Consider the following 13,271-nt stretch of genomic DNA (forward strand, 5'->3'; position numbering starts at 1 on the left):
GTTAAGCAATTGATGTTATCGGATGGGGTCATGGACAGTGACCAGTTTGTTGCCATCCGGAAACAACGCTTCAATCTGGATATCGTGGATCATTTCCGGAACGCCTTCCATCACCTGACTTCTGGTCAACAGCTTTGTGCCCCATTCCATTAGTTCTGCCACCGATTTTTTACCATCCCTGGCCTGTTCCATAATTTCACTGGAGATGTAGGCAATACATTCCGGGTAGTTTAATTTCACCCCACGTTTAAGCCGTTTGGCAGCAAGCTCTCCTGCCTGGTGTAACAACAGCTTCTCAATTTCCCGGGTGGTTAGATGCATAGTAATTGTATTTTATTATGATTGAATATTCTTAGATGACTTCCCCTATGTGGATGGACACAGGCATGGCAGGGACAGCCCGAAAAGGCTGAACAGCACTGCATTTTTATACGTTGCCGGTTATGGAAATAGAAATAAATGCGGCAGGTGACAGCCTTGAAAAGACCGCACGATACAACGTTTCCTATGCGTTATTCGCAATAAAAAGAGAATAAATTCACAAATGACAACCTTGAAAAATGGCTGGACGGAATAACGTCTTCTACACGTTATTCACCATAGAAACGAAAATAAAATCAGGCTAAAGTAAGGTGGCCTTCCGGAGGCGGGGTTATTAGCTCAAGGGAGTGGTTATCCAGATAGAAGGTATCTTCTCCCATAATGAGCTGAACAGGATCAGGGATAATAAAAACAGCATCTTTCCCCTCACAAAGATATTCGGAAAGGGGCGTGTCTTCTTCCATCCGCTCTTCATTAAGTCCGGAGCGCTCTTCATTGATATCGGAGTACTCATCATTGATATCGGAAGCGGAATGGGTATTATCCTTATTGATAGAATATAGAATTTGTTTATGTTCTGCCTGTTTAATTAAAATATAAGGCATGCTAACAGTCACCCATGTGAATAACAGCATGGAGAGTACGGCAGAAAGCCGGCGGATAAACTGATATGTATATTTTTGTAACCGCATGAAAGTGTGACTGCGTATGAATTGCGGCGAAAGTAGTAAAAAGTTATTAAACAACAAGAGCTAAATTGGATTAATTATGTTTTGTTGCGGATCTTTTAACATATTGTTTGAAACTTTTTTGCTGATGACGTTTTTTGTTAACGCAAAAAAAACGACCTTCGTGGCACGAAAATAAAATTCTTGCTACTTCTACTAGCACACATGGCTACACGCTGTTGATACACAGCCTTCTTCTATTGCCAATTTTATTTATTAATTTTTTTACTCAATATGCTTAGGAAAACTATGTCCCTGGCGGCATTGGCCTTTGCTTGTCTGCACGTTTCTGCTCAGGAAAAAGAAACGACAGATTCGTTAAAGGTACTGATGCTGGATGAATTGACTGTGACCAGTAAATACTACAAGAAATATAATCTTAATAAGATATCTTCTGACTTGCGGCTGCAATCACCATTAATAGAAACACCGCAAAATATTCAGATTATCAGTGCGGAAGTTTTAAGAGACCAGGTAGTCACTAATCTGATAGAAAGTGTTGCGCGTAATGTGAGTGGTACCATGCGCGAAGAACTGCATAATGCGGTGTCGCCGGATATCTATTCCCGGGGAGGATACATCAATGCACAGCGCAATGGTGTAGACCTGAGACCATTGATTAAAGGTCCGCTGGGGGATGATGCTGCCATGATTGAAGCCGTGGAATTTGTAAAAGGCCCGTCAGGATTTATGACCGCACTTAGCGATCCTGCAGGTTCCTATAATATTGTCACTAAAAAACCTACCGGAAAAAAACAGCATACATTTAAAATGATGCATGGCAGTTTTGGGCTGTTCCGTGCTGAATCGGACATGGGGGGCGTATTGGATAACAAAGGGAAATGGCAGTACCGGTTCAATCTGATGGGAATGACTACCAACGGATTTATGAAATTCGATAATAGTAATCGCATATTGATTGCGCCAGCCGTGAAATACCAGGCCAGTGAAAAAACATCCTTCACCCTCGAGTATATTTATCAGCAGATGAATTATATGTTGCTGAGCGAGGCACAGATGTCACCATATGGCTATGGCACATTACCACGGGATTTCTCCATAACGGATCCCAATATCAGACCTTACAGGGCCTACGATCACAATATCTTCTTCACAGTGGATCATAAACTCAATGATAACTGGAAGCTGACTACCCGTATCAGTAATATCAACAATGAATATAACGGTAGTATATTCTGGGTGTATGGAAAAAATAACAATAACCCCGATATACTGAACCGGTACCATGTATATGATGGCGTAGGCTATAATACTTTTTCCGCACAGGCATATGTACAGGGCCGCTTTAAAACAGGTACCGTCGGTCATGCTGTGATGGCAGGAATAGATTATAATGATAAGCGCAACAACACCACCGATACCTGGGGTACCGCCACCACGGTTTATCCGCTGAGTATTACCCATCCGAAATATGGAGAGGTCACCAACAACAACGGCATAGGCGGGTCATTTGATTCAGAAAATGATATTACGGGAGAAGGTAACCGGACAAACGGCCGGCTGCATTATGTGTCTGCCTATGTGATGGACGAAATATCGTTAACGGATAAACTGAAAGTGAACGCAGGCCTCCGGATGACACAGTCCAACGCCAACTTTAATCAGTACGGCACTAAAACGGATGCCAGCGACCTGGTAGTCACTCCACGTATAGGTGTTAACTACATGTTGCAGCCCACAACAAGTGTATATGCCTTATATGATCATTCCTACCTGCCACAGGCAGGTGTAGCCCATGATAAAACACCCCTGAAACCACTGACAGGTAAAAGCTATGAAGTAGGGGTGAAGAAAGACTGGCACGACGGTACGTGGAATACCACCTTATCTGTTTACCAGATCTACCGGAAACGCACGATCCTGAGAGATCCTGTGTCCAACGACATTTATCAGACGGGAGAAAATAAATCAGAAGGGGTGGAGCTGGATGTCAGGGGCCGGGTAGCCAAAGGTCTGAACATCGTGGTCAATTACGCCTTCACCGAATCGAAAATTACCAAAGATGAGAAGAATCCGGAGATGGTAGGTATGGCAACACCCAACAGAATAAAACATATCCAGAACACCTGGCTGAATTATGCGCTGCCCATTGCCAAACTGCCTGGTATCGCTATTTCTACGGGATATCAATACATGGCCGGCCGGGCAGAACGTTATACCAGCACCAACCCGGAAGCACTGAAAGATTTCTTCCGCCTGGATGCAGGTATCTCCTATACAAGAAAAAAGTATAGTCTCAACCTGATCGTCAACAATATCCTGGATGATCATTTGTACAGCACTGCGTGGAAGCGAAACGACATGTATTATTGGGTACAGGTGGCGCCACGTAATTTCCGTTGCTCACTGACGGTTAACTTATAATGATAGCATATGAAGCATATATTTATTTTAGCAGCCTTGCTGATGTATTTCTCAGCCTGCAATCCCGGTCAGCGTGCGGGAGACGATGCCGCCATAACATTAACGGATGTACAAGGCAACAAAGTGCTTTTAAATAAACCTGCGGAGAAAATCGTGTGTTTGTTTGAGCCCATGCTGGATGCCATATATATGTTGCAGGTGCAACATAAGCTGGTCGGAATACCCGCAGAAACGTATTCTGATAAAGAAGCGTTTGTGCCTTTCAGCCTGATCGACGAGCGGATAAGAGATAAACGCCTGGCCATTCCCGGCAGCAACGAAACCGCCAACCTCGAAAGTATCCTGGCGCTTAAACCTGATCTGGTCATTGCCAAACACATGAGCGACGGTACTATTCAAAGCCTGAAAGACATGGGTATCGCCGTATACCTGGCTTCTTCGGAAAAGTATGACCAGGTATTAAAGGAGCTGGAAGATGTGGGGCTGCTTACCGGCGCGGTGGAAAGAGCCCATGAGCTGGTGGCCTATACGAAACAACAATTCGATACCATGCAGCTGGCTGCTGCGGCGGTACCGGAGAAGGATAAAAAGAAAGCCTACTTCACCTGGGCCAATGGTCGCATTTATGCGACCACGGGCCGAAACAGCATGATGAACGATTGCCTGGAATTTGCCGGCGTATGGAATGCCTGCACGGCCCCTGTGGACCAGCCGAACATCAATGCAGAAACGCTGATCAGCTGGAACCCGGATATGATCGTGATGTGGAATGATCCGGCTGATTTGTTCTATAATAAACAAGAACTCTCGGGTATAAAGGCCGTAAAAAACAAAGCCATCTATAACCTGATGCCGATGTTTTTTTATAATCCACATACCCTCAAATCAACCATCGCGGCAACGCGTATCAAAGGATGGGCAACAGGACAGACAGAAGAAGCGGCGTTGCAGGAAGTGAAAAAGATGATCGTAACCTATTACGGTCCGGTAATCGGTAACCAGTTAATCACCTTATTATGATGCAGGAAATAGCAGCTTATTGGGATAAGCAAAGCGCCATCTGGCGGGAAGAAAAACAAGACGCATGGACCCAGCCGGTAACACAGCAGTGGCTGACTTACTTTAAACTGTTATTACCCCGGCTGCAAGGCAACAGGGTACTGGAAGTAGGCACCGCTTCCGGTTATTTCGCCAATATCCTGGCACAGGCAGGATATGAAGTCACCGCGGTAGATATTTCTGAAAATATGATCACCGAAGCAAAAGCAGTGTCCGCGGCGCTCAACGTGCCCGTCAACTATCAGGTGATGGACGCCCAGCAGCTGGCTTTTCCGGAGAACCGGTTCGACCTGGTATTCACCCGGCTCATGACCTGGACCACTCCTGATGTAAAAACTTTTTACAGGGAGTGTTTTAAGGTATTAACCCCTGGTGGTTTGTTATTGAACTTTGATGGTGACTTTGGCGCCTGCCGGTTTAGTCAGGAGGGACACGAAAAATACCCGGCAGACATTATGGAAGAGGCGAACCGGATCAAGAGCCAGCTGGATATTTCGAAGCATCCACGTCCTGCGAAGGATGTAGCCATACTGCAGGCGGCCGGGTTTGTGGAGGTGTCGGCAGCTGCCAGGGAAGATGAGGTATTGCTGCAACCGGAAGGAACGTCGGATCTGTTTGAACTCAAAGGATACAAGCCATTACATTGAAACAGGGAATTATCTACTTAATATGTTATGCACTACCAGTGCCGGTCATCTTATGTTCGCTTTTTATCGGCTCAAGCGGTCAGGCGGAGATGGGTGCGGCACTGGAGCTGGCATACAAAAACATGGTGGGGGCATCGCTTGCAGTAACGGAAGAGGAGAGCTGGACGATGATAAAGAATATCATCTATAACGTTCGGCTGCCACGGGTATTAATGACTTTTCTGGTGGGGGCAGCGTTGTCTGTTTCCGGTTCCGTGCTGCAGGGCATATTCCGTAATCCACTGGTCGATTCCTATGTACTGGGCATCTCTTCCGGGGCAGCATTCGGCGCTGCGCTGGCAATGACCTTCGCCCTGATTCCGGTGAGCCTGGCTGCTTTTGCAGGCGGGATACTGGCGGTACTACTGTCTTATCTGATTGCCCGGTCAGGATCAGGTGTCAACATCGTCACCATTGTATTATCCGGGATGGTGATTTCCGGCATTTTTACAGCAGGACTGGCCATTATCCAATACATCAGCAATCCCTACAAACTGCAGGCAATTGTGCAGTGGACAATGGGCAACCTGCATGCTGCTTCCTGGCAGGAATTAAGGCGTATATACATTCCCGTTATACTGGCGCTGGTGATTGTATTTATTTACCGGTGGCGCCTCAATATTTTATCGCTGGGAGATGAGGCCGCGAAAGCATCCGGTGTGAATCCCGGGCTGGACAAATGGATATTGATCGGCTGCGCCACCCTGCTGACAGCCATCACTGTGGCGGCGGTAGGGATGATTGGCTTTTACGGACTTTTCCTGCCACATATTGTGCGGATGATGCTGGGCGCGGATAACCGGAAAGCTATTCCCGCCAGTATATTCCTGGGTGGGACCTTTCTGCTGGTGATCGATAATTTTTCCCGTTCTCTTTTCGCTTTTGAAATACCGGTGGGCATCTTCACCATGCTGCTGGGGGGACCGTTTTTTATATACCTGATGCGTAAAAACAAATTAAACTGGCACTGATGGAATTAGCGATCGAAATAAAGCAGCTGAATTTTTCCTATGGTAAACAAACCATTCTGGAGAATGTGAATGCAGGGTTTGGCACGCGCCGGTTTTCGGTGCTGCTGGGCACCAATGGCAGTGGAAAATCCACCTTGTTTAAGTCTATCACGGGGATATTGTCTGGTTACAAGGGCGTCGTGGAGGTAAAGGGATGTCCGATAGATCAGCTTACTTATAAACAGAAAGCAAGGCAGATCGGTTTTTTGCCGCAGTTTTATCAGACCGTGTTTCCATTTACGGTGGAAGATATGCTGCTGACCGGCCGCGCGGCTTTCTCTGGCTTTGCTCCCACAGAAAAAGACCGGGTAATGGTAGCGGAGGTATTGGCAGAACTGGGACTGGAAGGGCTTCGGAAGAAGCGCTTCCCCCAGCTGTCGGGTGGAGAACAGCAGATGGTGATGATCGGCCGCTTACTCATGCAACACCCGGAAATTATTATCCTCGATGAACCTACGAATCATCTGGATGTATACTATCAGCACTTTTTAATGAATAAGCTCAAAGCATTTGTGGCAGATGGGCGCACGGTGATAGCCATCATGCACAATCCTACACTGGCTTATCAGTTTGCAGACGATTTCTTTTTTATGCTGAATAAAACCGTGGTACCGGCGGCCAATGCGGCTGTACCGGAACTGGATATGCTGAAAGCCGTGTACAACACGAATTTTCTGCATATCCCGCATGATGACCTGCCGATTGTATTGCCGGTGGGAGACCGTTATTGTTAGCCCGGAGTATGCGTATTTACCAGCTGGTCCACCTTTGCATCCAGTTTTCCCAATGCCTGTAAAATAGCGTCCATGTCTGACTGTGGCGACAAATCGGTATTCGTCCAGTAGCTATGGTATTTCCACATTTCCAGCACTTCTCTTACCGGAAGGTCATAAGGTTTGAATAACGGGTTCAGTGAAACCAGGTGTAGTAAGCCGTTCTGCTGCATACGGTTATAGACCACCTTAAATACAATGCCTTCATTTTTGGTGATCACCACACAGGGCGTACCGTCTTTCAGGGCAGACCAGTCCTGTATATATTCTACAATAACATAGGCGCCTTCCGGAACAGGTAACATGGATTCGCCTTTAACGGGAAACATCCTGAACTTCCGGTCTGCCGGGAGTTGCGGCATATGAAACACCGGGAGGCTGGAAATATAATCAGGGTCAGCAAAACCTGCGGTATAGCCGGCCTGAACACTGTGAGCAACCATTTCCACTTGTTCCTTATTATCCGGTGTAATCGTAGTGGCCAGTATCCGCATCTTTTTCCCGGTTACATAATTCATATCCCCGGCTTCCAGTTCGCGCAGATGCAATTCCCCGAGCCGCGACAGGTCGAGGCGCACGAAAGTATCCATATCAATCTTAAAAAAATCAGATATCAGCACCAGGTCTTCCAACAGCGGATTACGGGTGGCGCCGGTTTCCAATGCCTTTAGTTTGGTACGGGTAAATTGCAGGGCAGCCGCCAGATCATCCTGCGTTATTTTTTTCCTGTTGCGGAGAAATTTCAGGTTAGCGGCCCAAAAATTATTTTGTTCTTTCATATTTTTTTGGCATTATTACTGCCAGCAAAATGGCACTAATAATGCCAAATGTAAGTCAACTTTTTGAAATATGAAACAGTCAGCTGCAAGAAATGAGGTGATAGCCAGGCTGAGAGGAGAAATTCTTTCTTCCGGGGGGACTGTATTTTCATCCTATGTCAATGATCATCCTGACCTGGGCCCCCTAAATAAGGCGTTTCCAGGGCATTGTTTCCCTTTCCGGGGCACCCATGAGTTTATCAGTCATACGAGTGAAACGGCGGCTGCTACGCTGGGTTTCATGGCCGGTTTGTTGAGCCGTATCATGAAAGGTCCGGAGATGGCTGTTTGGGTGGGGGCGCACCGGATGCTGTTTCCACCGGCCCTGCAAACATTTTGTATTGTACCGGACAGGATCATTTTTATAGACCTGGTAACGGAGAAAGAAATGCTCTGGGTGGTGGAGGAGTGCCTGAAATGTAATGCCCTGGCAGCCGTGGTAGGAGAGATTCCGGATGTTCCTCCCATTGCATTACGACGCCTTCAACTGGCGATAGAAAAAAGCGGCGTACCCTGTCTGCTGCACCGGCATCGCCCGCGAAGCGTGGAAAATACCGTTTGTACTACCCGCTGGATGATTAGTCCCATGGCCAGTCTGCGGGAAGCAGGCTTGCCGGGTGTTGGTGATCCGCAATGGCAGGTATCCCTGCTGAAAGTCCGGAACGGAAAACCTGGCAACTGGCCGATAACATGGGATGGGCAACAGTTTCAGCATGGCGGTAGTGAAAGTACGGAACAACAAAATATTTATATCAAAGCAGGTTAGTTGTATGAAGCGTTACATGGCTGTATGGTTTCGCCATCTGGCGGCTGACCGGCTGGCACTGCGCTACCCGGGTCTGCGTCAACAGCCTTTTGTATTGGTTGCCCGGGAGCGGGGAAGGGTCGTCATCCGGGCGGTGAGCCGTGAGGCCGGTAGACTTGGCATACTGCCAGGTACCGTGCTGGCAGATGTAAGGGCGGTATATCCGGACCTGTTGTTTTATGAGGAAGATCCTTCGCAGGAGAAACTGCTGGCATCTCTCGCCGTATGGTGTGATCGTTTTACGCCTATCACCGGCGTAGATGGCCCCGACGGCCTGATACTCGACATCAGTGGTTGTACGCACCTGTGGGGAGGAGAAGAAACTTACTTCGAAAATATAGTTACCAGGCTACAGAGCGGCGGCTATCATGTACGGGCCGCTATTGCAGATACGATGGCGGCAGCCTGGGCAGTGGCCCGGTATGGGAGCACTCATCCGGTCATTGCACAGGGAGGCCAGGCAGCTGTCATGCGCTACCTGCCACCGGAAGCATTGCGGCTGGAGCCGGCTGTGGTAGACCGCCTGCGGAAATTAGGTCTTACGCAGATAGGGCTGTTTATGGATATGCCACCGGCTGTATTGCGGCGGCGATTCGGGCTGCAGGTACAGGAATGCCTTGGCAAAGTACTCGGCCATCTGCCGGAACTACTGGTGCCGGTACAACCACCGGTGCCTTACCTGGAGCGGCTTCCCTGCTTCGATCCGATACGAACGGCTCCCGGCATTGAGCTGGCCATCCGGCAACTGCTGGCAATGATTTGTCAGCGGCTCCAACAGGAAGAGAAAGGGCTGCGTAAAGCAAGGCTGGTATGTTACCGCACCGATGGCCAGCAGCAACAGATAGCCATCGGCACCAACAGTCCGGTACGTAACCAGGAACACCTGTTCCGGCTTTTCGAACTGAAAATAGAAACCATCGAACCCGATCTGGGTATCGAGCTGTTTGTATTGGAGGCGCCGGTCGTAGAAGGGTTGACGACACAACAGGAACGGCTATGGGACCTGGACACCTGCGGGAAAAAAGAGGCCGTGACTAAATTACTGGATCGGCTGGAAAACCGCCTTGGCGCCGCGGCCATTCATCGCTACCTGCCTGAAGAGCACCACTGGCCGGAACGTTCCATCAGACAAACCACAGACATCCAGGAAGCGGCGGCAGTGGCCTGGCCGGAATATCCCATGCGGCCGGTAAGCCTGTTGGGGGCACCGGTGCGCATCGAAGTGTCGGTACCCATTCCCGATTACCCGCCTATTCTTTTTATTCATAAAGGCAACATCCATAAGGTGGTGAAGGCCGACGGGCCGGAAAGGATAGAACGGGAATGGTGGATAGAGAAAGGATTACAAAGAGATTATTATCAGGTGGAAGATGAAGCAGGAGGCAGGTATTGGTTGTTTCGCTCCGGGCATTATGGCGAACATAAGCCGGAGTGGTTTATACACGGATACTTTGCGTGAATAATAACGGTATGGGATATACGGAATTACAGATCACAACGAATTTTAGCTTCTTACGGGGCGCATCGCACCCGGAAGAACTTGTGGAACAGGCACTCAGCCTGGGATACACGGCGATAGCCATTACTGACCATAATACGTTGGCCGGTATTGTACGGGCGCATGCGGCCGCAAGAGGGAAAGATATCAGGATCATCCCTGCCTGCCGGCTGGATTTACAGGATGGGCCGCCATTATTGGCTTATCCTACTGACAGGGCTGCCTATGGCCGTTTGTCAGCCATGTTGTCTACCGGTAACCTCCGTACGGAAAAAGGTAAATGTATACTCTATAAAAAAGATGTGTATCAATATGCAGCAGGCATCAAATTCGTAATGATACCACCTGTTGCTTTAAATGGCGCTTTTGATTTTGAAGATGATTTTAAAAGAGCGGCCAGGGAGTACCGGCAACATTTCAAATCGGACTTATACATGGCGGCGTCGTGGTCTTACCGGGGCAATGACGGGAAGAAACTGTACCGCATTGCGCAGTGTTGCGCCGCGCTGCATATTGGTATGGTAGCTACGAATGACGTATACTATCATCATCCGGAGCGGCGGGAACTGCAGGATATTGTGACCTGCGTAAGGGAAAAATGTACGATTCATGATGCCGGATACCGGCTGTACCAGAATGCGGAGCGTTATCTGAAACCGATCGCAGAAATACAGCGTTTGTTCCGGCATTATCCGGAAGCATTGGCGCATGCACAGGAAATAGCCGCCTCCTGTCAGTTTTCGCTGGACAGCCTGGAATACGTTTACCCGGAAGAAATCACCACAGAAGGCCGGACACCCCAGGAGGAGCTGGAAATGCTGACCTGGCGCGGCGCCGGCGAACGATTCCCGGATGGTATTCCGGAGAAAGTAGCGAACAGTATCAGGGAAGAACTGGCTTTTATGGCCCGGAAAAATTATGCAGCATATTTTCTGACGGTATATGACCTGGTACGTTTTGCAAGAAGCCAGGATATTTTATGCCAGGGCCGTGGCTCTGCGGCCAACTCCGTTGTATGTTTTTGTTTGGGCATTACGGCTATCAATCCCCAGAAAGTAAACCTGTTGTTTGCCCGCTTTATGTCTGATGCCAGGGATGAAGCCCCGGACATAGATGTGGATTTTGAACACGAGCGCAGGGAAGAAGTGATTCAGTATGTCTACGCAAAATATGGCCGCGACAGAGCAGGGATTGTAGCTACTGTGACCCAGGTGCATTGGAAAGGGGCGATACGGGATGTAGGAAAGGCAATGGGTTTGTCGATGGATGCGGTAGATCATCTGGCGAAAGCCGGGTATGAATTTACCGACGAATGGATGGAAGGAAATACGGCTTCCAGTAAAGGCTTTAAAGCGAAAGATCCGGTGCTGATGAAAGTACTGGAACTGACAGACCAATACATTGGCTTTCCGCGGCAGCTGGGGCAGCATACCGGCGGATTTGTTATTACGCAGCACCAGCTGTCTGACCTTTGCCCTATCCTCCATGCTAGAATGGAAGGCCGTACCAATATTGAATGGAACAAAGACGATATCGAAACACTGGGATTCCTCAAGGTGGATGTGCTGGCACTGGGTATGCTCACCTGTATCCGTAAAGCGTTTGACCTGCTCCGGTTGTATTATGACCAGCATTATACCTTAGCTACTATTCCGGAAGAAGATGAAGCGGTGTATGATATGATCTGTAAAGCAGATACGATTGGCGTATTTCAGATAGAAAGCCGGGCACAGATGTCGATGTTGCCGAGATTAAAGCCCCGTCAGTTTTATGACCTGGTCATTGAAGTGGCGATTGTAAGACCCGGACCTATTCAGGGCGGCATGGTGCATCCTTATCTCCGCAGACGGAACAACGAAGAAGCAGCCGTGTATCCTAAACCAGAACTGGAAGCCATTCTTAAGCGCACCCTGGGCGTACCGTTATTTCAGGAGCAAGCCATGGAAATTGCTATGGTGGCTGCGGATTTTACCGCAGCAGAAGCAGATGGCCTCCGGCGCAGCATGGCTACTTTCAAAGCACACGGACAGGTGGTGAAGTGGCGGGAGAAATTGATTGCCGGGATGGTGAAAAAAGGCTACGACCTGGCATTTGCCGAACGGATATTCAAGCAGCTGGAAGGATTCGGTTCTTACGGTTTTCCGGAGAGCCATGCTGCCAGTTTTGCGTTGCTGGTATATGTTTCCTGCTGGATTAAATGTTATTACCCCGATGTTTTTGCCTGTGCCTTGCTGAACAGTCAGCCGATGGGTTTCTATGCGCCCGCACAACTGGTGACGGATGCCCGTAATCATGGTGTGGTCGTACGTCCGGTGGATGTGAACCATTCACATTGGAACAATACCCTGGAAGAGCAGGCCGGCAAATACCGGGTACTGAGACTGGGATTCAGGCAGGTAAAAGGATTGGGGCAGGAAGAGATGGAACGGCTGATAGCAGGAAGGGCAGCGTCTTATGTGAATATACATGCCATGATGGATGCCGGCGTAAGTTTAACTACGCTGGAGCGGTTGGCAGATGCAGATGCTTTCCGGTCTATGAAAATGGACCGCCGGCAGGCATTATGGGAAGTGTCGGCATTGGCAGACAGACCCCACGCGCTCTTTGAAGGCCAGCCATCAGCGAGTGCCGGCGAAGCACCGGTGCAGCTGCCATTGATGACGCCTTCCGAACAGGTGGTACAGGATTACGCTGCCATGGCTTTATCGCTGAAAGCCCATCCGGTAAGTTTTGTACGCCGGCAGCTGTTTGAACGCAAGGTGCTGTCTATCCGGGAACTGGACCTGTGGCCGGATGGAACGCCTTTGAGGGTAGCAGGACTGGTATTGGTACGCCAACGACCCGGCACGGCGAGCGGTATCTGTTTTATCACCATTGAAGATGAAACCGGCAGCGCCAACCTGGTGGCTTTTGCCCGCATTTTTGAACAGTTCCGGAAAGAGATCGTGACAGCACGTTTGCTGATGGTGGAAGGGAAATTGCAGCGGGAAGGTATTGTAACACATGTTGTCATTGAAAAATGCTATAACTGCAATGCATGGCTTAATCAGCTATCGGTGCCGACTGACGAAGAACAGCGGATGAAGGTATCTTATAGTGATCATACATCTCCTGCCATGAAAAAGCCGGCTCCTAAAATGGTACAGGCGGAACTTTTTCCGAAAGGCAGGAATTTTAAATAGTGAATC

11 protein-coding genes are annotated in these 13,271 nt (G+C 48.8%); 8 read left to right on the forward strand and 3 right to left on the reverse strand.

All coding sequences use genetic code 11. The features are described from left to right. Positions 1-15 precede the first annotated feature (15 nt). Together ureA and OL444_RS15925 are read right to left on the reverse strand one after the other, a co-directional pair. On the reverse strand, positions 16-321 hold the full coding sequence (ureA, locus tag OL444_RS15920; protein ID WP_264731683.1) for an urease subunit gamma: 306 nt from the start codon (positions 319-321) through the stop codon (positions 16-18). Between the two features lie 296 nt (positions 322-617). Further along, positions 618-1,013, reverse strand: coding sequence for a hypothetical protein (locus tag OL444_RS15925; protein WP_264731681.1), 396 nt, complete (start codon positions 1,011-1,013; stop codon positions 618-620). 270 nt (positions 1,014-1,283) lie between these two features. Here OL444_RS15925 and OL444_RS15930 point away from each other — a divergent pair, with 270 nt between their 5' ends. From OL444_RS15930 to OL444_RS15950, 5 genes are read left to right on the forward strand one after another with little or no spacing between them, the layout of a single operon-like run. Then, complete coding sequence (locus tag OL444_RS15930; RefSeq protein ID WP_264731679.1) at positions 1,284-3,434, forward strand: TonB-dependent siderophore receptor; 2,151 nt, start codon at positions 1,284-1,286, stop codon at positions 3,432-3,434. 9 nt (positions 3,435-3,443) lie between these two features. Next, a complete protein-coding gene (locus OL444_RS15935; RefSeq protein WP_264731677.1) occupies positions 3,444-4,454 on the forward strand; it encodes an ABC transporter substrate-binding protein in 1,011 nt (336 codons plus the stop codon). Beyond that, positions 4,451-5,140: a class I SAM-dependent methyltransferase gene (locus OL444_RS15940; protein WP_264731675.1), complete on the forward strand. Its 690-nt coding sequence runs from the start codon at positions 4,451-4,453 to the stop codon at positions 5,138-5,140. Before OL444_RS15935 ends, OL444_RS15940 begins: the two co-directional genes overlap by 4 nt. Positions 5,141-5,178: 38 nt before the next feature. Beyond that, the gene (locus OL444_RS15945) at positions 5,179-6,150 is read left to right on the forward strand and encodes a FecCD family ABC transporter permease (protein WP_264731673.1); all 972 of its coding nucleotides are present in this window, start codon (positions 5,179-5,181) and stop codon (positions 6,148-6,150) included. Next, entirely contained in the window at positions 6,150-6,923 is a 774-nt protein-coding gene (locus OL444_RS15950; protein WP_264731671.1) for an ABC transporter ATP-binding protein, read from the forward strand. The genes OL444_RS15945 and OL444_RS15950 overlap by 1 nt, the downstream gene beginning before the upstream one ends. Here the strand turns inward: OL444_RS15950 and OL444_RS15955 are convergent. Then, a complete protein-coding gene (locus tag OL444_RS15955; protein ID WP_264731669.1) occupies positions 6,920-7,741 on the reverse strand; it encodes an XRE family transcriptional regulator in 822 nt (273 codons plus the stop codon). The two genes, OL444_RS15950 and OL444_RS15955, sit on opposite strands and share 4 nt — an antisense overlap. A 70-nt stretch (positions 7,742-7,811) precedes the next feature. Here OL444_RS15955 and OL444_RS15960 point away from each other — a divergent pair, with 70 nt between their 5' ends. From OL444_RS15960 to OL444_RS15970, 3 genes are read left to right on the forward strand one after another with little or no spacing between them, the layout of a single operon-like run. Further along, entirely contained in the window at positions 7,812-8,546 is a 735-nt protein-coding gene (locus OL444_RS15960) for an ImuA family protein (RefSeq protein ID WP_264731668.1), read from the forward strand. Positions 8,547-8,550: 4 nt separating this feature from the next. Next, complete coding sequence (locus tag OL444_RS15965; RefSeq protein ID WP_264731667.1) at positions 8,551-10,044, forward strand: Y-family DNA polymerase; 1,494 nt, start codon at positions 8,551-8,553, stop codon at positions 10,042-10,044. An 11-nt stretch (positions 10,045-10,055) separates the two neighbouring features. After that, on the forward strand, positions 10,056-13,265 hold the full coding sequence (locus tag OL444_RS15970; protein WP_264731665.1) for an error-prone DNA polymerase: 3,210 nt from the start codon (positions 10,056-10,058) through the stop codon (positions 13,263-13,265). Positions 13,266-13,271: the final 6 nt, after the last annotated feature.

Origin of the sequence: Chitinophaga nivalis, from assembly GCF_025989125.1 — a bacterium.
Lineage (GTDB): Bacteria > Bacteroidota > Bacteroidia > Chitinophagales > Chitinophagaceae > Chitinophaga > Chitinophaga nivalis.